We start from the raw sequence: 18,884 nt of genomic DNA, 5'->3' as shown, positions 1-18,884 counted from the left end.
ATGACCACCGAGGAAGCGACAACTGCACGGGCACGGCCGGAACCGATCAAGGCCGTGCCCGTGCGGCACCCCGGACGATGGGTCGCGGTGGCGGTGCTCTCCGTCCTGGCCGCGATGTTCGTCCACCTGCTGGTGACCAATGAGGCCTTCAACTGGTCCTTCATGGTCGACAAGATGTTCCGGCCGCCGATCATCGAGGGCCTGCTGCGCGGCACCGTGCTGATGACGGTCAGCGCGATGCTGATCGGTGTCACGCTCGGCGTGGTGATCGCGGTGATGCGGCTGTCGGACAACCCGATCCTGCGCGGCGTGGCGTGGCTCTACACCTGGTTCTTCCGGGCCGTGCCCCGGCTGGTGCTGCTGGCCGTCTTCGGCAACATCGGCATCCTGTGGAGCCGGGTCGAGTTCGGGGTGCCGTTCGACACCCAGATCGGCCAGCTGTTCGGTATCGACAACCTGCAACTGCGGCTGTTCGGGTTCTCCTCCCGTGACATCCTCACCGGGTTCATGGCCGGTCTGCTCGGCCTCGCGCTCTCCGAGGCCGCGTACATGGCGGAGATCGTCCGGGCCGGCATCCAGTCGGTCGACCCCGGCCAGACCGAGGCCGCCCAGGCGCTCGGCCTGAGCCGTTCCCAGTTGCTGCGCCGGGTGGTGCTGCCGCAGGCGATGCGGGTGATCATTCCGCCGACCGGCAACGAGACGATCGCCATGCTCAAGGACACGTCCCTGTTGCTCTACGTGCCGGTGAGCGTGGAGCTGTTCTTCCAGCTCGACGCGGTCGGCAAACGGACGTTCCAGATCTTCCCGATGTACGTCGCGGCCTGCCTGTGGTACCTGTTCCTGACCAGCATCCTGCTCGTCGGGCAGTACTACCTGGAACGCCACTTCGGCAAGGGCTACGGCGTGACCGGACGGGCCCGGCTGAAGCTGCGGGGGATGACTGCCGAGGCCGGCGGCGGCGCGGGGGTGGTGAAGTGACCGAGCTGATCGTGCCCGCGCAGGCCACCGCGTCGGCCGCCGAGTCCGGGCTGATGGTCCGGGCCGAGCAGGTGCACAAGTCGTTCGGGCCGCTGGAAGTGCTCAAGGGCATCGACCTGGAGGTCCGCTCCGGCGAGGTGTGCTGCCTGCTCGGGCCCTCCGGCTCCGGCAAGTCGACGTTCCTGCGCTGCATCAACCACCTGGAGAAGATCGACGCCGGCCGGATCTGGGTGGACGGCGACCTGATCGGCTACCGGGAGCGCGGCGGCAAGCTGTACGAGATGCGCGACAGGGACGTGGCCGCGCAGCGCCGTGCCATCGGCATGGTGTTCCAGCGGTTCAACCTGTTCCCGCACATGACCGTGCTGCAGAACGTCATGGAGGCCCCGGTGCTGCTGCGCCAGGCCAAGAAGACGGAGGCCCGGGAGCACGCCGCGCAGCTGCTGGACCGGGTGGGGCTGGGCGACAAGCTCGGCGCGTACCCCGGTCAGCTCTCCGGCGGCCAGCAGCAGCGGGTGGCGATCGCCCGGGCGCTGGCCATGCGGCCGAAGCTGATGCTGTTCGACGAGCCGACCAGCGCGCTCGACCCGGAGCTGGTGGGCGAGGTGCTGGACACGATGAAGGACCTGGCCCGCGACGGCATGACGATGATCGTGGTGACCCACGAGATCGGCTTCGCCCGCGAGGTGGGCGACCACCTCGTGTTCATGGACGGCGGCGTGGTGGTCGAGCAGGGGGACCCGCGCGAGGTGATCTCGGCGCCGAAGCACGAGCGGACCAAGGCGTTCCTGGCCAAGGTTCTCTGACCTCGGCCTCCGGTGCGGCGCGCGCCGCACCGGAGGCCGGAGTTGTCGGGCGTACGGACTAGAGTCGCAGCCGTGACAGCTACGACGCCGCGCCTGCTCCTCGTCGACGGACATTCCCTGGCATACCGGGCGTTCTTCGCCCTGCCTGTGGAGAACTTCTCCACCACCACGGGGCAGCCGACGAACGCCGTCTACGGCTTCACCTCGATGCTGATCAACGTGCTGCGCGACGAGCAGCCGACCCACATCGTGGTCGCGTTCGACGTGTCCCGCCGCTCCTTCCGCACCGAGAAGTACTCCGAGTACAAGGCCGGCCGCAGCGAGACGCCCACCGACTTCAAGGGCCAGGTCAGCCTGGTCAAGGAGGTCCTCGCCGCGCTGCGCGTGCCGGTGGTCGAGAAGGAGGGCTACGAGGCCGACGACGTCATCGCCACGCTCGCCTGCCAGGCTCGCGACCAGGGCATGGACGTGCTGATCACCACCGGCGACCGGGACGCGTTCCAGCTCGTCGGCGAGCGGGTCACGGTGCTCTACCCGCGCAAGGGCGTCTCCGACCTGGCCCGGATGGACCCGGCCGCGGTCGAGGCGAAGTACGGCGTCACCCCTGATCGCTACCGCGACCTGGCCGCGCTGGTCGGCGAGACCAGCGACAACCTGCCCGGCGTGCCCGGCGTCGGCCCGAAGACCGCGGCCAAGTGGATCAACCTGTACGGCGGCGTCGAGGGCGTGGTGGCCCGCGCCGACGAGATCAAGGGCAAGGCCGGCGACAGCCTGCGCGAGCGGCTCGCCGACGTGATCCGCAACTACGAGATCAACTGCCTGGTCTCCGACCTGGAGCTGCCGGTACGCCCCGAGGACGCCCGCTGGCAGGGCTGGGACCGCGAAGCGGTGCACCAGGTCTTCGACACGCTCCAGTTCCGCATCCTGCGCGACCGGCTCTACCAATACCTGGAAGCGGTCGAGCCGGAGGCCGAGGCGGGCTTCGACCTGGACGGCGCGGTGCTCACCGAGCCGGGCGCGCTCGCGGGCTGGCTCGACACGCACGCCCCGGCGGGCACGCCGGTCGGCCTGGCGGTCACGCTCGACACCGGCCCGAACCGCCGCCACACCGCCACCGTGACCGGGATGGCGCTGGCCACCGCCGCCGGCGCGGGCGCCTGGTTCGACCCGAGCCGGCTGGACGCCGGCGACGAGGCCGCGCTGGCCGGCTGGCTGGCCGACGCCGAGCGCCCGAAGGTGCTGCACGACAGCAAGCCGGCCGTGCTGGCGTTCGCCGCGCACGGCTGGGAGCTGCACGGCATCGCCCGCGACACCCAAATCGCCGCCTACCTGGCCCGCCCCGACCAGCGCTCGTACGACCTGACCGACCTGGCGCTGCGCTACCTGCACCGGGAGCTGCGCGTCGACGCGCCGGAGACCGGTCAGCTCACGCTCGACGGGTTCGGCGACGAGGGCGCGGCCGAGCAGAACCTCATGCTCCAGGCCCGCGCCACGCTCGACCTGGCCGACGCGATCGACGCCGAGCTGTCCCGCGACGGCGAGCAGTCGGCCCGGCTGATGGCCGGCGTCGAGCTGCCGCTGATGCGGGTGCTCGCCGCGATGGAGCGCACCGGCATCGCCGCCGACACCGACTACCTCTCCGAGCTGGAGGCGCACTTCGCCGCCGAGGTGAAGGCCGCCGCCCAGAGCGCGTACGAGGTGGTCGGCCGCGAGTTCAACCTCGGGTCGCCGAAGCAGTTGCAGGAGATCCTCTTCACCGAGCTGGGCCTGCCCAAGACCAAGCGGATCAAGACCGGCTACACCACCGACGCGGACGCGCTCCAGTGGCTCTACGCCCAGACCGAGCACCCGCTGCTGCACCACCTGCTGCGCCACCGCGACGTGGCGAAGCTCAAGTCGACTGTCGACGGCCTGCTCAAGTCCGTCTCCGACGACGGCCGGATCCACACCACGTTCAACCAGACGGTGGCGGCGACCGGGCGGCTGTCGTCCACCGAGCCGAACCTGCAGAACATCCCGATCCGCACCGAGGAGGGTCGCCGGATCCGCCGCGCGTTCGTCGTCGGCGAGGGCTACGAGTGCCTGCTCACCGCCGACTACAGCCAGATCGAGATGCGGATCATGGCGCATCTGTCCTCCGACGACGCGCTGATCGAGGCGTTCAACTCCGGGCACGACTTCCACGCCGCCACCGCGTCCTCCGTCTTCACCGTCGAGGTCGCGGACGTCACCGCCGACCAGCGCCGCAAGATCAAGGCGATGAACTACGGCCTGGCGTACGGGCTCAGCGCGTTCGGCCTGTCCCAGCAGCTCGGCATCAGCGCCGAGGAGGCGCGCGGGCTGATGGAGAACTACTTCGCCGGGTTCGGCGGGGTGCGTGACTACCTCCAGGAGGTGGTGGCCCGCGCCCGCCAGGACGGTTACACCTCCACCATCCTGGGCCGCCGCCGCTACCTGCCCGACCTGGTCAGCGACAACCGGCAGCGCCGGGAGATGGCCGAGCGGATGGCGCTCAACGCCCCGATCCAGGGTTCGGCGGCCGACATCATCAAGGTCGCCATGCTGCACGTCGACGGCGCGCTGCGCGACGCCGGGCTGCGGTCCCGGATGCTGCTGCAGGTGCACGACGAGCTGGTCTTCGAGGTCGCGCCGGGCGAGCGGGAGACGCTGGAGGCGCTGGTGCGTAAGCAGATGGGCGAGGCGTACCCGCTGTCGGTGCCGCTGGAGGTGTCGGTGGGCGAGGGCCGCGACTGGAACAGCGCCGACCACTGACCCCCGACGCCCCACCCCGTCCGGCCCGCCGGCCTGCGGGTGATCAAGGAGTTTGTGTCCTCCCGGGGCCCGAATCAGGACACGAACTCCTTGATCACTGAAGGGAAGCGGGTGAGGGCGCGGGCGCGGCCGGAGGGGCGGCGGCCTGGAGGGCGGCGGCCAGGCGGTCGCGGACGGCCACCTGGGCCGCGATCCGGGCGTCCAGCACGGCCAGGCGCTCCCGGCCGACCCGCAGCCCGGCCACTGACGGCGGCGCGGACGCCACGTCCCCGTCCAGGCAGGGCAGGAAGACCCGCACGTCGTCGAGCGTCAGCCCGGCGTCGAGCAGGTGACGGATGTTGCGGACCCGGGTGACCACCGCGTCGTCGTACTCGCGGTAGCCGTTCGCGGCCCGGGCCGAGGCGATGAGCCCGTGTTCCTCGTAGTGCCGCAGGGCACGCGGCGTGCAGCCCGTCGCCTTCGCCACCGCGCCGATCCGCACCGCTGTCACCGTCCTCTCACGCGACCACCGCGCCCCCGTCCACCGGCAGCACCACGCCGGTGACGAAGCCCGCCTCCGGCTCGCACAGCCGCCGGATCGCCCAGGCTACGTCCTCCGGGCGGCCGATCCGGCCCGCCGGGGTGTGCGCGAGCTGCCAGTCCCGCACCGCCGCGCGGCGCTCGGGGGACAGGCCACTGTGCACCCCGATCGGGGTGTCGATCGCGCCGGGCGCCACCGCCACCACCCGGACGCCGCGCGGTGCGAGTTCCACCGCCCAGCTGCGGGTCAGCGAGTCCAGCGCGGCCTTGCCGGCCGCGTACACCGAACTGCCCGGCCAGGCGCGCAGGCCGACCGACGTGGTGACGTTGACCAGCACACCGCGTGTCGCGGCGAGCGCCTCGACGGCGGCGTGCGCCAGCCGGACGGGCGCGAGGAGGTTCGTCTCCAGTTGCCGCCGGGCGGCGTCCTCGTCCAGATCCGCCAGGGGCCCGCCGCCGGCCACGCCCGCGTTGTTGACCAGGACGTCCAGGCGGCCGTACCGGTCGAGCGCGGCGCTGACGATCCGGCCGGGCCCGTCGGGCGCGGTGACGTCGGCGGTCAGTGGCGTGATGTCCGGCCGGCCGGCGGCGGTCTCCGACAGCGGCGCGGCGCGCCGGCCGACGGCGACGACGGCGTACCCGGCGGTGGCGAGGGTGTGTGCGGTGGCCCGGCCGATGCCGGTGCCCGCACCGGTGACCACGGCGGCCCGTGGTGTGCGGCGTTCCATGCCGGCATCGTCCGACCCTGCCGCCTGCGGCAGGGTCAAGTCAGAGGCCGAGCAGGACGGGCATCGCGTTTACCGCGCCGTGCACCACGAGCAGCGGCCACATGCGGCGGTACCGCGACCACAGGTAGCCGAGGAACAGCCCGGCGACCCCCTGGTTCACGATCACCGACGCCAGGTCGACGGCGGGACGGCCGCTGCCCTGGATGGCCACGTGCCAGACCGCCCACACCAGCGACGCGAGCACGATCGCCGGCCAGCGTCCCAGCAGCGACTCCCACCGGGTCTGCAGCCACCGCCGGTAGAAGACCTCCTCCAGCAGCGCGTTCACCGCGAAGGCCACCAGCAGCGTGACGACCAGCTCGACCGGCGTGACGGTCCGCCCCCAGTCGCTCGCCGGCACGGCCAGCGGCGTCGCGTAGCTGAGCGCCAGCCACACCGCCACCGGCAGCGCCGGACCCCACCGGTGGGCGGCGTCCGCCGGGGCCGGGCCCGGCGACCACCGTGGCGGCCGGCGGCGCGCGGCCAGGAACACCACGAGGGGTACGCCGAGCAGCAGCGCGAGCTTCAACACCGTGTACGCGGGTTCGCCGCCCAGCAGCGGCATGACGGCGGCGAACGCGATCCCGGCCAGCAGCAGCGGCACCGCCTCGCGGTGCGGCGCGACCGGGTCCGGCCACCTCGGGTCGGGCGCGGGCGGGATCAGCCGGATCAGCGCGATCCCGGCCAGTGCCGGGATCCAGCGGCTCCACATCGGCACGGTGCCGTCGTGGTCGGCGCTGTAGCGGATGCCGGTGTTCCCGGTGGTCACCAGGAGGAGCGCCGCGACGGCGATCAGGCCGAGGCCCGCCAGGAGGACCACCCGTCCGGCGCGGGGATGACGGCCGGCGGTCGGGACGTCTGTCGTCATCGCCGGCACGGTACCAACGCGCGGCGAACGGACCGGGCGGCTCAGCCCTTGAGCGGGTCGTGCCCCCAGTTCATCAGCGACCAGCGCCACCTGGTGTCCCGCACGTCCCCGGACGGCCGCTGGGCGAGGTGGCGGTGGACGTACCCGATCACCTTGCGCATGTGCTTGTAGTCGGCGGCGGTCAGGTCGGCGCGTTTGCGGCGCAGCAGGTCGACGATGCGCCGGCCGGAGTCGTGCCCGACCGACTCGCCGCCGGCGGTGCCCTTCTTGTGCCAGCCGACGTGCTTGGACTCCTCGGTCTCCAGCCAGCGGGACAGCTCACCGGGCTTCATGTTCACCGCGTCGGTGAACTCCCGGTACGTCTGCTGCGGGTCCTCAGCGCGACTCATGGCGCAGCACCTCCGGGCGGTGGGCGACGTCGCGGCCCGAGTCGTCGTTGGTGATCCGGTACTGCGGCTGCTCTGGCGAGGCGTTCACGGTGTGCCCGCGGACGTGGGTGCGCTCGGTCAGCTTCTCCTTGACCACCCCGTACGCCCGGCCGCTGTGGCTGGCCCAGGAGACGTGGTCCCCGGCGTGGAACTCCTTCTCGGCCATGCCGCCCGGTTACCCGGAGTGGATACCGAGTAACGGCGTCGTCATGGCCGGATCTCCGCGATCGGCAGCTTGATCGCGAAGGGCTCGGGCAGCTCGATCACCTCGCTGCTGTCGTCCACCAGTTCGTACTGCCGCTCGCCGCCCGGGCCGATCCGGTCACCGAGGCGGTACGCGTGGAGGTGCACCGGATCCTGCTCGATCCGCCAGTAGAAGGGGATCCCCGCGGCGGCGTATTCGCCCGGCTTGGCGAACCGGTCGACGCGCCGGGTGCCGGGGGAGACGATCTCGACGGCCAGGACGACGTCCGCCGGTCGCAGGAGGGACCTGTCGCTCGGCAGCCCGGCGTGGTGGAGCAGGACGTCCGGTTGCCGGCTGGTGTTGGGGCTGAGCCCGACTCCGACGGCTTGGGACGCCCGCAGGTGAGCCGGTGCGTGCGATCGAAGCCAGAGCCACAGCAGGCTGGAGATTGTCTGGTGGCCCAGGGTGGGGGAGGGTGTCACCTGGAAGACTCCGTCGACGAGTTCGACGCGGGGGGCGTCGTCCGGCAGGGTGAGCAGATCCTCCAGCGTGTAGTCCGCACGCTGCTGCCGCATCGGGTCCGGACACCAGGGGCCAGGTGATGTCGGGATGGGCTCGGCGCTCATGCGGCGAGCGTACCGCCGGGTGCCGGAGCTCGTGTCGCACCGGACGTGCGACGCGCTCAGCCCGTGGGCTTCTCGGCGACGAAGATCGCGGTGCCGGGGAACAGCCGGCCGCGCAACGGGCTCCACTGCCCCCAGATGCCCTCGTGCCCGGCCGGCCACTCCGGCTCCACCAGGTCCAGCAGCCGGAACCCGGCGCCGACCAGCTCCCGGATCCGGTCGCCCAGGGTGCGGTGCTGCTCGACGTACGTGGCCACGCCGTGCTCGTCCTGCTCGACGTAGGGGGAGCGGTCGAAGTACGAGTGCACGGCGGTCAGCCCGCCCTCGCCCGGGTCGTCCAGGAAGATCCAGCGCATCGGGTGGGTGACCGAGAAGACCCACCGGCCGCCGGGGCGCAGCACCCGGGCCACCTCGCGCATCGCCGCCGCCGAGTCGTCCACGAACGGGATCGCGCCGAACGCGGTGCAGACCGTGTCGAACGCGGCGTCGGCGAACGGCAGGGCGAGCGCGTCGGCCTGCACCAGCGGCACGCGTACCCCGGTGCGTTCGGCGGCCTCGGCGGCGTGCCGCAACATGCCGGCGGACAGGTCCAGCGCGACCGGCCGGGCGCCCTGGGCGGCGAGCCAGCGGGCGGCGGCGGCCGCCCCGGCGCCGAGTTCGAGGATCCGCCGGCCGGCCACGTCGCCGAGCAGCCGCGCGTCGGCCTCGCGCAGGCCCTCCGGGCACCAGACGAAGTCGGCGTCACCGAGGAACGCGCCGTGCTCGGCCTGGTACGCGTCGGCGTCGGTGTCCCACCAGCCGCGGTTGGCCCGGCGGATCTCACCGGCGTCGACCCGTCGGCGGGTCACCCTGTCGTCGTCCACCCGTCCACGCTAGGTCCGGCGGCGTCCGGCCGGTCGGGTGGGGTGGCGGTTGGGACGGGTGTGACGGACGAGACAGCTGTGGCCCCTTACCGCGCAAAATCTCCGCTTTCGCAGCGGATGAGTTCGCGCGGACCCGGGAGGGCTTGCACGCTGTGGTAATGCAGCGGGTAGGCTAGACGATGCGCTCGCGGATCGTGTGCCTCGGCAGGGAGCAGGTGCGCGGTCACCGGAGCCACTAATGATCTTCTCGCGTCGATCGTTCGGTGTGCCCGGCGACGGATCCGTTGGCGCGGCAGAGTCACCGCGACACCCATGCCCGCTGTGACAACCCATCCGACCGGAGCAACCGCCCACATGACGAGCAGCATCGAGGCCACCTCGAGCGCCAACAAGGTCACCCACGACGACCTCGGCTCTGAGGAAGCTTTCCTCGCCGCGATCGACGAGACCATCAAGTACTTCAACGACGGCGACATTGTCGAAGGCACCGTCGTCAAGGTCGATCGGGACGAGGTCCTGCTCGACATCGGCTACAAGACCGAGGGTGTCATCCCCTCTCGGGAGTTGTCGATCAAGCACGACGTGGACCCGGCCGAGGTCGTTTCGGTGGGCGACCACATCGAGGCCCTCGTCCTCCAGAAGGAGGACAAGGAGGGTCGGCTGATCCTCTCCAAGAAGCGGGCGCAGTACGAGCGGGCCTGGGGCACGATCGAGAAGATCAAGGACGAGGACGGCGTCGTCCGCGGTTCGGTCATCGAGGTCGTCAAGGGTGGTCTCATCCTCGACATCGGCCTGCGTGGCTTCCTGCCCGCGTCGCTCGTCGAGATGCGGCGTGTGCGTGACCTGCAGCCGTACGTCGGCCGCGAGCTCGAAGCCAAGATCATCGAGCTGGACAAGAACCGCAACAACGTGGTCCTGTCCCGCCGTGCCTGGCTGGAGCAGACGCAGTCCGAGGTGCGCACCGAGTTCCTCAACAAGCTGCAGAAGGGGCAGGTCCGCAAGGGCGTCGTCTCCTCGATCGTCAACTTCGGCGCGTTCGTCGACCTGGGCGGCGTGGACGGCCTCGTGCACGTCTCCGAGCTGTCCTGGAAGCACATCGACCACCCGTCCGAGGTCGTCGAGGTGGGCCAGGAGGTCGAGGTCGAGGTCCTGGACGTCGACCTGGACCGCGAGCGGGTCTCGCTGTCGCTGAAGGCGACGCAGGAGGACCCGTGGCGTCAGTTCGCCCGCACCCACGCGATCCAGCAGATCGTGCCGGGTAAGGTCACCAAGCTGGTGCCGTTCGGCGCGTTCGTCCGGGTGGACGACGGCATCGAGGGCCTGGTCCACATCTCCGAGCTGGCCGAGCGCCACGTGGAGATCCCGGAGCAGGTCGTGCAGGTCGGCTCCGAGGTCATGGTCAAGGTCATCGACATCGACCTGGAGCGCCGCCGGATCTCGCTGTCGCTCAAGCAGGCCAACGAGGGCTTCGTCGAGGGCGAGGAGCACTTCGACCCGACCCTCTACGGCATGGCCGCGACCTACGACGAGCAGGGCAACTACATCTACCCGGAGGGCTTCGACCCGGAGACGGGCGAGTGGCTCGAGGGCTACGACAAGCAGCGCGAGACCTGGGAGCAGCAGTACGCCGAGGCACGTCAGCGCTGGGAGGCCCACACCAAGCAGGTGCAGACCTCCCGCGCCGCCGACGCCGAGGCCGCTGCCAACCCGGCTCCGCCCGCCACCAGCGGCACCACCACCTCGACCTCGGCCCCGAGCCGTCAGGCCGAGGAGCCGGCCGGCACGCTCGCGACCGACGAGGCGCTCGCCGCGCTGCGGGAGAAGCTCGCCGGCGGCAAGTGACCGGACGCTGACACCGGCTCGTCCCACCGGACGAGCCGGCGACCGCCTCTGACGACGGGCCCCGTCCCCGCGTTCCGCACCAGCGGAGCGCCGGGGGCGGGGCCCGCGTCGTGTGCCGGGACGGTTTGGCATGTGGACGAGCGATCCGGTTGACTGTCCGGGTGCTGAAGGTGGGGCTGACCGGCGGAATCGGATCGGGCAAGAGCGCGGTGGCGAGCCGCCTCGCCGCGCTGGGCGCGGTGATCGTCGACTCGGACCGCATCGCCCGCGAGATCGTCGCGCCCGGCACCGACGGGCTGGCCGAGGTGGTCGCCGCCTTCTCCGACAGGGTCCTCGACGCCGACGGGGCGCTGGACCGGGCCGCCCTCGGCGCGCTGGTCTTCGGCGACGAGGCCGCCCGCCGCACGCTCGAAGGGATCACCCACCCCCGGGTACGCGCACGCAGCGCCGAACTGGTCGCCGCCGCCCCGGCCGACGCGATAGCCGTCAACGACGTCCCGCTGCTGGTCGAGGTGGGGCTCGCGCCCACGTACCACCTGGTGGTCGTGGTGCAGACGGCCGTGCCGACCCGGATGGCCCGGCTGACCCGCGACCGGGGCATGGCCGCGGCGGAGGCGCAGCGGCGCATCGCCGCGCAGGCCGACGACGCCACCCGGCGCGCGGTCGCCGACGTGCTGCTGGCCAACGACGGCACGCTCACCGAGCTGCACGCCGCCGTGGACGCCCTCTGGCGGGACCGCCTGGTGCCCTACGAGCGCAACGTCCGCGAACGCCGCGCCGTGCCGGCCGACCCGGCGGCGCTCGCCGGGCCGGACCCGACCTGGCCCGAGCAGTACGCCCGGCTGGCCGCCCGGATCCGCCACGCGGCGGGCGGTGACGTCCGGGTCGACCACGTCGGCTCCACCGCCGTGCCGGGGCTGGCCGCGCCGGACGTGATCGACATCCAGGTGACTGTCTCCTCGCTGGACGAGGCGGACGGGCCGATCGCGCAGCGGCTGGCCGAGGCGGGCTTCCCGCGCCTGCCGGGTGACTGGTGGGACGTCCCCCGGCAGCCGGAGCCGGTGCGCTGGCCCAAGCGGCTGCACGGCGGCGCGGACCCGGGGCGTCCGGTGCGGCTGCACCTGCGCGAGGCCGGCTCGCCCGGCTGGCGGTACGCGCTGCTGATGCGCGACCACCTGCGCGCCGACCCGGCGCGGCGGGCCGACTACCTGCAGGTGAAGCGGGAGCTGGCGGCCACCGCGCCGGAGCACGCCGCGTGGGGCACTGTCAACGACCCGTGGTTCGACGAGGAGCACCTGCGCGCCGAGGAGTGGGCCGCGCAGACCGGCTGGCGTCCCTGACGCTCACCCGCGGCGTCGCGCGCGGCGGCGGGCGGGTCAGCGCGACGCCGGGCCCGGTGGACCGGCGGACACACGGCCCGGCGTGAGGTCGAGCCGGACCCAGACACCGGACCCGGTGCGCAGTTCCAGCCGGCGTGGCAGCCCACCGCGGTCGAGCCACCAGCGCCTGCCGCCCGGCACCTCGACCACGTCGACGGTCCGGTCGGCGACCCGGTCCTCCCGTACCCGGACGGCGGCGCCGTCCGGCGCGTGCGTCCCGGCGCGCAGCGCCGCGTCGATCAGCCGGTCCAGGTCGTCGCCGGGCGGGCGCGCGGGCGCCGCGAGCAGCCCGGCCGGCATCGGCGTCGGCGGCGTGGCCGGCCCGTCGGGGGACCGGTGCGCCTCGGCCACCCGGCCCGGCCGGACCCAGCGCAGGGTGCGCCGGCCGCTGCCGTCCTCGATCACCACCAGGTACGCCGACGAGCTAGCCCAGCTCAGCGTGCCCGTGCCGCGCAGGGTGGCGGACGGGCCGAGCGGGGCGGTCACGGTCACCGCCGCGCCGCCGACGGCGCGCAGGCGGGCGGGCAGCGCGGCCAGCCGCTCGGCCTCGTCGTCGGTGAGGTCACGGGGTTGCCCGGGCCGGCCGCCGAGGGCGTCCACCGGGTGCAGCGTGGGCCGGTCCGCGCGGCTCAGCTCGACGGTGACCGGGGTGCCGTCGGCCAGCCGTCCGGCGAGCCGGTGCAGGCGGGCGTCGGCGTCCAGCCAGAGCGTGGGCCGCGGGTCGCCCGGCACGGCGAGCGGGGCCTGGAGCACGTCCACCGGGATCCCGCCGACGGTGTCGTGGCGCAGCCACCGGCCGTCGGCGCCGGGCGGGTCGACCCGCGCGGCGCCGAGCCCGATCAGCAGGTCGCGTACCGCGCCCAGGCCGTGCCCGCCGCCCGGGGCCCGCATCCGCCAGCCGTCAGTGGGCGGCACCAGCGGGGGCCGGGCCGGCGTGGGGAGCGCGCCGGGGTCGGGGCGCACGAGCAACGCGGAGCCGGTGGCCTGGGCCAGGCCCCGGTCGGCGTCCGCGCCGGGGCCGCCGACGTCCAGGTAGACCAGGGGGCGGGCCCAGTCGACCCAGCCGACCAGTTCGGTACGGGCGCCGCCGGCGCCCACAGTGACCCGGACGCCGGCGCGTATGTCGCGCAGGTTGGTGACCCGCAGCGCGGCCACCCGGTCGGCCTCGGCGGAGGTGAGCGGGCGAGCCGTCCCGGCCGGTGCGTCGCGCCCGGGCGTCCCGGTCAGCAGCGCGGCGACCAGCGCCGTCGCGGAGATCACGGCGGCGCCGGCGAGCGCGGCGAGCATGATCCGGCGGCGGCCCGGCCCGTCCGGTGGGTCGTCGGCGCCGTCCAGTTCCGGGCCGCCTCCGGGCCGGGCCGGGTGAGCGGGGGAGCGGCCGGTGACGAGCTCGCGGCGGCGCCGGCCGGCCACGGTGGCGGGCCGGGCCGGCGTGCTGGTGCGGGCGCGGCGGTGCCGGCGGCCGGGCTCACGGGGCACGGACTGGTCGCCGCTGCCCCGGGCGGTGAGGCGGCGGGGGCGACCCGCGCCGCGCGGGCGGCCGGCGTCGTCGGCGGACGGGGGCGCGCCGGTGTCGGGCGGCTCGCGTCGCGGCCGGCGGTCGGGAGAGGTCCCCACGAGTGGAAAACGCGAGAGCGGGGTTTCGGTGACGAGCAGGGGCGCTCGCGGCGGCCGGTCAGCGCCTGCGCGCGACCACCGTCGGCGCGCACGCCGGTCGACCCGGGTGCTGCGGCCCTGGCGCCGGGGGCAACCGGCCCTCGGAAGGGGGCGGTCGCCGGCCCGGTCGGCCGCCGCGAGCGGCCTACGGTACGAGGGTAAACCCGTGAGATGAGCCACACAATGGGAATATCGAAGCTGATCAGGGACGGTCCGTGGTCGTGGCCGGAAGTGTCGGACCGCGGGCGTACGGTTGGTGTCATGGCGCTCGACATTCCCCGGCTCGACGGCCGCTTCCAGGTCGTCAGTGAGTTCCAGCCGGCCGGTGACCAGCCGGCTGCCATCGACGAGCTTGAGCGTCGCGTGCGGCGCGGCGACCGCAACACGGTGCTGCTCGGCGCGACCGGCACCGGCAAGAGCGCCACCACGGCGTGGCTGGTCGAGCGGCTGCAGCGGCCGACCCTGGTGCTCGCCCCCAACAAGACCCTCGCGGCCCAGCTGGCGAAGGAGTTCGGCGAGCTGCTGCCGCGCAACGCCGTCGAATACTTCGTCTCCTACTACGACTACTACCAGCCCGAGGCGTACATCCCGCAGACCGACACCTACATCGAGAAGGACTCCTCGATCAACGAGGAGGTCGAGCGGCTGCGGCACTCGGCCACCATGTCGCTGCTCACCCGGCGCGACGTCATCGTGGTCGCCACCGTCTCGGCGATCTACGGGCTGGGCACGCCGGAGGAATACCTCGACCGGGCCGTGCGGGTGAAGGTGGGGCAGGAGCTGGACCGTGACCAGTTGCTGCGGCGGCTGGTCGACATCCAGTACACGCGCAACGACATGGCCTTCCAGCGCGGCACCTTCCGGGTCCGCGGCGACACGCTGGAGATCATCCCGGCGTACGAGGAGCTGGCGGTCCGCATCGAGCTGTTCGGTGACGAGATCGAGAAGCTCTACTACCTGAACCCGCTGACCGGTGACGTGGTCCGCGAGGTCGACAGCTTGATGATCTTCCCGGCCACGCACTACGCCGCCGGTCCGGAGCGGATGGAACGGGCGATCCGCGACATCGAGGCCGAGCTGGGCGAGCGGCTGGCCGAGCTGGAGCGGCAGGGCAAGCTGCTGGAGGCCCAGCGGCTGCGCATGCGCACCACCTACGACATCGAGATGATGCGGCAGGTGGGCTTCTGCTCCGGCATCGAGAACTACTCCATGCACATCGACGGCCGGCTGCCCGGCAGCCCGCCGCACTGCCTGCTCGACTACTTCCCCGACGACTTCCTCACCGTGGTCGACGAGTCGCACGTGACGATCCCGCAGATCGGCGGCATGTACGAGGGCGACGCCTCCCGCAAGCGGATGCTCATCGACCACGGCTTCCGGCTGCCCAGCGCGGCGGACAACCGTCCGCTGCGCTTCGACGAGTTCCTGGAGCGGGTGGGCCAGATGGTCTACCTGTCCGCCACCCCCGGCCCGTGGGAGCTGGAGCAGGCGCAGGGCGAGTTCGTCGAGCAGGTGATCCGCCCCACCGGCCTGATCGACCCGGAGGTCGTGGTCAAGCCGACAAAGGGCCAGATCGACGACCTCATGCACGAGATCAAGCTGCGCACCGAGCGGGACGAGCGCGTCCTGGTCACCACGCTCACCAAGAAGATGGCCGAGGACCTCTCCGACTACCTGCTGGAGAACGGCATCCGGGTGCGCTACCTGCACTCCGAGGTTGACACGCTGCGCCGGGTCGAGCTGCTGCGCGAGCTGCGCAAGGGCGACTACGACGTGCTCGTCGGCATCAACCTGCTCCGGGAGGGTCTCGACCTGCCCGAGGTCTCCCTGGTGGCGATCCTCGACGCCGACAAGGAGGGGTTCCTGCGCAGCGGCCGGTCGCTGATCCAGACAATCGGCCGGGCGGCCCGTAACGTCTCCGGCCAGGTCCACATGTACGCCGACAAGATCACGCCGTCGATGGCGGACGCGATCGACGAGACCAACCGGCGCCGGGCCAAGCAGATCGCGCACAACGAGGCGAACGGCATCAAGCCGGAGCCGTTGCGCAAGAAGATCCACGACATCCTCGACGACATCTACCGCGAGGCGGAGGACACCGAGAACAGCAACGTCGGCGGTGCCGTGCGGCAGCTCTCCCGGGGCAAGGCGCCGGTGAAGGAGACCCGCAGCCGCCGGGGCGCCGCGACCACCCCGTCCCGCGAGGGCATGGCCCGGGCCGACCTGGCCAACCTCATCCAGGAGCTCAACGACCAGATGCTCGCCGCCGCGCGGGAGCTGCAGTTCGAGCTGGCCGCACGCATCCGGGACGAGGTCGCCGACCTCAAGAAGGAGCTGCGCGGGATGGACGCCGCAGGAGTCCGGTGACCGGCGTGACGGCCGGGGTGGCGCGATGCTGACCGAGGCCGTCGTCGCGCGCCCCGATCCGCGACTGCGCCAGTGGGTGGACAGCTACCTCGGCTACCGCGAGGACGTGTCCGTCCCGCTGGCGCGCCGGGAGGTGGCGGGCGCGTTCGTGGTGCTGATCCTGGGCTGGGGCGCCCCGATGGACGTCGCCGACCCGCGTGACCGGGCCCGGGGCGCGTACGGCACGAACGCCTTCCTGGCCGGCCCGTTCGACAGCTGGTGCGCCACCCGCACCGTGGGGACGGGCACCGGGGTCCAGGTGATGCTGACCGCCCCGGCGGCCCGCCGCCTGCTCGGGCTGCCGCTGGCCGAGCTGGCCAACCGGGCGGCGCCGGTCGACGCGGTGGCGGGCTGGCTGGCCCGGCTGCGCGACGAGCTGGCCGCAGCACCGGGCTGGCCGGAGCGCTTCGCCCGGCTCGACGCCGCGCTGTCCGCGCGGCTGGCGGCGACCACGCCGGTGGACCCGCACCTGCTGGCCGCCTGGCGGCGGCTGGACGGCGGCGGGGAAGCGGTCGGCGTGGCCACGCTGGCCGAGGAGCTGGGCTGGTCGCGTCGCCACCTGTCGGTCCGGTTCCGACGGGAGTTCGGCCTGCCGCCGAGGACCGTCGCCCGTCTGCTGCGTTTCGACCGGGCGTACGCGAGCCTGGGCCGTACCGTGCTCACCGCGCCCTCCGCCGTGCCCGACGACACCGGCTGGGCGGAGCGGGCGGCCCGGTGGGGCTACTACGACCAGTCGCATCTGATCCGGGAGTTCCGCGAGTTCGCCGGCGTCACCCCGGCCGCGCTGGCCGGGCCGGGATCTCATTCGTCCAATCCGGCCTGACCGAGGCGGCGGCAGACTGGCGGCATGCAGAGCGTTTATCCCGTCTTGCGCTATCCCGACGTGCGAGCCGCCGTCGAATTCCTCTGTTCCGCGTTCGGCCTCACGGTGCGCGAGCTGCACGAGCTGCCCGACGGCGCCCTGGTCCACGTCGAGCTGGAGTACGCCGGCGATCTGGTGATGCTCGGCCCGGGGCCGGCGCCGCAGCCCCGCCCGGCCGACGACGACTACCGCGTCTACCTGGCGATCGACGACGTCGACGCGCATCACGAGCGGGCCGGGGCGGCCGGCGCGGAGATCATCAGGGCGCCGTTCGACACCGACTACGGCTCCCGTGACTACATCGCCCGCGACCTGTCCGGGCACGTCTGGTCGTTCGGCACCTACCGCCCCTGAACGACTGGCGCCTACTCCGGGCGTGGTAGCGCTGTGTGGGCGAGGTATTGCCGAGCGTGATGGTCATGCGTACTCTCCTCCCCTGGGAGGCGTGCATGCCGTTGTCAGCAAGTCCCGTGGTCCGGAGGGCGCGGCTCGGTGTGGAGCTGCGCCGGCTGCGCCGTCGCGAGTCGCTCACGTTGGAGCAGGTCTGCGTCCGGCTGGGTTGGGCGTCCACCTCGAAGCTGTCCCGCATCGAGCTGGGGCAGAGTCGGCCCGACCTGGCCGACGTGCTCGACCTGCTCGACGTCTATCAGGTGCCGTCACCGCAGCGGGACGAGCTGATAGTCATCGCCCGGGACGCCGCCACCGGACGCGGCTGGTCCCGGGCGCTCGGCGAGATGGGCGAACGGCAGCGGGCGTACGTCGAGCTGGAGGCGGGCGCCGAGCGCATCGTCGAGTATCAGTGCGCGCTCGTGCCCGGCCTGCTCCAGACCCCGGCGTACGCCCGGTTGCGCGTCTCGGCGGGCGCGGCGCTGACCGGGGACGTGGACGTGGAGGCCGAGGTCCGCGCCCGCGCGGCGCGTCAGGAGCTGCTGATCCGGCCGGATCCGCCGCACTACACGGCGCTGATCGACGAGCGGGTCTGCGACCCGGACGGCCTGCCCGGTGACGTGTGGCGTGACCAGATGCGGCATCTGCTCGCGCTCGCCGAGCGGCCTCGCGTCAGCGTCCGGCTGCTGCCCGGCGCGTCCTGCGGCGACGGCCCGCACCCGCTCGCGCCGTTCTCCTACTACGCCTACCCCGATCCGGCGGACCCGCGCACCGTGCTGGTGGAGACGCTGACCACCGACGTGCGCCTGGTTTCCGAGACGGACGTGAGCCACTACGAACGGGTCATCGAGCGGCTGCTCGCGGTCGCGCTGCCACCCGATGCCACGGCCGAGCTGGTGGCCCGGCGGCTGGGCGCCGCGCCGGTGCCCCGTCAGCGCGATCCGCACGACCTGGGCTGACCGGCGCGAGCTGGATCGACCGGCACGAGCTGGCGCGACCACCGGGCCCGGCGCCCCCGATGACCGTCGGGGCCGGTGGCCGCGCAGCGCGCAGGCTACGGCACGGGTACGACAGTTCAGGCCGGGACGTCGGTGAAGTGCTCGACCAGCGGCGGCCCGGCGAAGTACGGGCCGATCAGCCCGCGCCACTGCGCGAACCGGTCGGTCTGGCGGAAGTTCACGTCGTGCGCCTCGACCGAGTCCCACTCGACCAGCAGGACGAACCGGGTGGGCGACTCCACGCCCCGGGTCATCCGCACGGAACGGCAGCCCTCGGCGCCGGCGAGGATCGGCCGTGCCTGCGCGTAGGCGGCGGCGAAGTCGTCCTCGTTTCCGGGCGTCACATCGATCAGCGCGACCTCAAGAACCATGTCCGCAGCCTGCCATGCCACCCCGCCGGGTGTACGCACCGGGGGAGACGCCCGGGCAAGAGTTGCTGGGCTAGCCTCCTAGGATGCGCTGCGCGGGGTGAGGCGGCGCACGTCACCCAGCCGTACGACGGCCCGGAGATGCGGCACCTGGGTGTGATGGTGAACAATGGCGCCC

Annotated in this window: 17 protein-coding genes and 1 pseudogene; 9 read left to right on the top strand and 9 right to left on the bottom strand. The window is 72.9% G+C overall.

Features of this window, described 5'->3' with window-relative positions; translation table 11 throughout:
- From PVK74_RS11995 to polA, 3 genes are all read left to right on the top strand, one after another.
- Positions 1-978: an amino acid ABC transporter permease gene (locus PVK74_RS11995; RefSeq protein ID WP_064445278.1), complete on the top strand. Its 978-nt coding sequence runs from the start codon at positions 1-3 to the stop codon at positions 976-978.
- A 53-nt stretch (positions 979-1,031) separates the two neighbouring features.
- Entirely contained in the window at positions 1,032-1,784 is a 753-nt protein-coding gene (locus PVK74_RS11990) for an amino acid ABC transporter ATP-binding protein (protein WP_166456915.1), read from the top strand.
- A 72-nt stretch (positions 1,785-1,856) separates the two neighbouring features.
- The gene (gene polA / locus PVK74_RS11985; RefSeq protein ID WP_274479080.1) at positions 1,857-4,556 is read left to right on the top strand and encodes a DNA polymerase I; all 2,700 of its coding nucleotides are present in this window, start codon (positions 1,857-1,859) and stop codon (positions 4,554-4,556) included.
- A gap of 94 nt (positions 4,557-4,650) precedes the next feature.
- Here the strand turns inward: polA and PVK74_RS11980 are convergent, their stop codons facing one another.
- The 7 genes and pseudogenes from PVK74_RS11980 to PVK74_RS11950 all read right to left on the bottom strand — a co-directional run bounded on the left by PVK74_RS11980 (position 4,651) and on the right by PVK74_RS11950 (position 8,808).
- A complete protein-coding gene (locus tag PVK74_RS11980; RefSeq protein WP_113972500.1) occupies positions 4,651-5,046 on the bottom strand; it encodes a MerR family transcriptional regulator in 396 nt (131 codons plus the stop codon).
- 7 nt (positions 5,047-5,053) lie between these two features.
- Complete coding sequence (locus PVK74_RS11975; protein WP_210888462.1) at positions 5,054-5,803, bottom strand: SDR family NAD(P)-dependent oxidoreductase; 750 nt, start codon at positions 5,801-5,803, stop codon at positions 5,054-5,056.
- A gap of 40 nt (positions 5,804-5,843) precedes the next feature.
- Entirely contained in the window at positions 5,844-6,710 is an 867-nt protein-coding gene (locus PVK74_RS11970; protein ID WP_274479079.1) for a CPBP family intramembrane glutamic endopeptidase, read from the bottom strand.
- A gap of 44 nt (positions 6,711-6,754) precedes the next feature.
- A pseudogene (locus PVK74_RS11965) lies at positions 6,755-7,099 on the bottom strand (DUF3140 domain-containing protein); the annotation flags it as partial.
- Positions 7,086-7,304, bottom strand: a complete 219-nt coding sequence (locus PVK74_RS11960; protein WP_043329581.1) for a hypervirulence associated TUDOR domain-containing protein — start codon at positions 7,302-7,304, stop codon at positions 7,086-7,088. The pseudogene PVK74_RS11965 and the gene PVK74_RS11960, both read right to left, overlap by 14 nt.
- 41 nt (positions 7,305-7,345) lie before the next feature.
- Positions 7,346-7,897, bottom strand: coding sequence for a Uma2 family endonuclease (locus PVK74_RS11955; RefSeq protein ID WP_274479078.1), 552 nt, complete (start codon positions 7,895-7,897; stop codon positions 7,346-7,348).
- A gap of 107 nt (positions 7,898-8,004) precedes the next feature.
- A complete protein-coding gene (locus PVK74_RS11950) occupies positions 8,005-8,808 on the bottom strand; it encodes a class I SAM-dependent methyltransferase (protein ID WP_113972497.1) in 804 nt (267 codons plus the stop codon).
- A gap of 312 nt (positions 8,809-9,120) precedes the next feature.
- On the opposite strand from PVK74_RS11950, the gene rpsA reads away from it, so the two are divergent.
- Together rpsA and coaE are read left to right on the top strand one after the other, a co-directional pair.
- A complete protein-coding gene (rpsA, locus tag PVK74_RS11945; protein WP_051611429.1) occupies positions 9,121-10,650 on the top strand; it encodes a 30S ribosomal protein S1 in 1,530 nt (509 codons plus the stop codon).
- A 161-nt stretch (positions 10,651-10,811) separates the two neighbouring features.
- On the top strand, positions 10,812-11,990 hold the full coding sequence (coaE, locus tag PVK74_RS11940) for a dephospho-CoA kinase (protein WP_274479272.1): 1,179 nt from the start codon (positions 10,812-10,814) through the stop codon (positions 11,988-11,990).
- Positions 11,991-12,026: 36 nt separating this feature from the next.
- On the opposite strand, the gene PVK74_RS11935 is transcribed toward coaE, so the two are convergent.
- The gene (locus tag PVK74_RS11935; RefSeq protein WP_274479077.1) at positions 12,027-13,646 is read right to left on the bottom strand and encodes a hypothetical protein; all 1,620 of its coding nucleotides are present in this window, start codon (positions 13,644-13,646) and stop codon (positions 12,027-12,029) included.
- Between the two features lie 300 nt (positions 13,647-13,946).
- Between PVK74_RS11935 and uvrB the strand changes: the two genes are divergently transcribed.
- The 4 genes from uvrB (at position 13,947) to PVK74_RS11915 (ending at position 18,299) form a co-directional block, all read left to right on the top strand.
- A complete protein-coding gene (gene uvrB, locus PVK74_RS11930) occupies positions 13,947-16,052 on the top strand; it encodes an excinuclease ABC subunit UvrB (RefSeq protein WP_043329585.1) in 2,106 nt (701 codons plus the stop codon).
- A 25-nt stretch (positions 16,053-16,077) separates the two neighbouring features.
- Positions 16,078-16,914, top strand: coding sequence for a helix-turn-helix transcriptional regulator (locus PVK74_RS11925; protein ID WP_069089073.1), 837 nt, complete (start codon positions 16,078-16,080; stop codon positions 16,912-16,914).
- 60 nt (positions 16,915-16,974) lie between these two features.
- Positions 16,975-17,307: a VOC family protein gene (locus PVK74_RS11920; protein WP_274479076.1), complete on the top strand. Its 333-nt coding sequence runs from the start codon at positions 16,975-16,977 to the stop codon at positions 17,305-17,307.
- 95 nt (positions 17,308-17,402) lie between these two features.
- Positions 17,403-18,299: a DUF5753 domain-containing protein gene (locus tag PVK74_RS11915; protein WP_030503826.1), complete on the top strand. Its 897-nt coding sequence runs from the start codon at positions 17,403-17,405 to the stop codon at positions 18,297-18,299.
- Between the two features lie 116 nt (positions 18,300-18,415).
- Here the strand turns inward: PVK74_RS11915 and PVK74_RS11910 are convergent, their stop codons facing one another.
- Positions 18,416-18,709 carry an antibiotic biosynthesis monooxygenase family protein gene (locus tag PVK74_RS11910; protein WP_030503827.1) on the bottom strand — a complete coding sequence of 98 codons (294 nt, stop codon included), beginning with the start codon at positions 18,707-18,709 and terminating at the stop codon, positions 18,416-18,418.
- Positions 18,710-18,884: the final 175 nt, after the last annotated feature.

Origin of the sequence: Micromonospora chalcea (genome assembly GCF_028768405.1) — a bacterium.
Classification (GTDB): domain Bacteria; phylum Actinomycetota; class Actinomycetes; order Mycobacteriales; family Micromonosporaceae; genus Micromonospora; species Micromonospora chalcea.
This window is presented reverse-complemented; position numbering and strand designations above follow the sequence as displayed.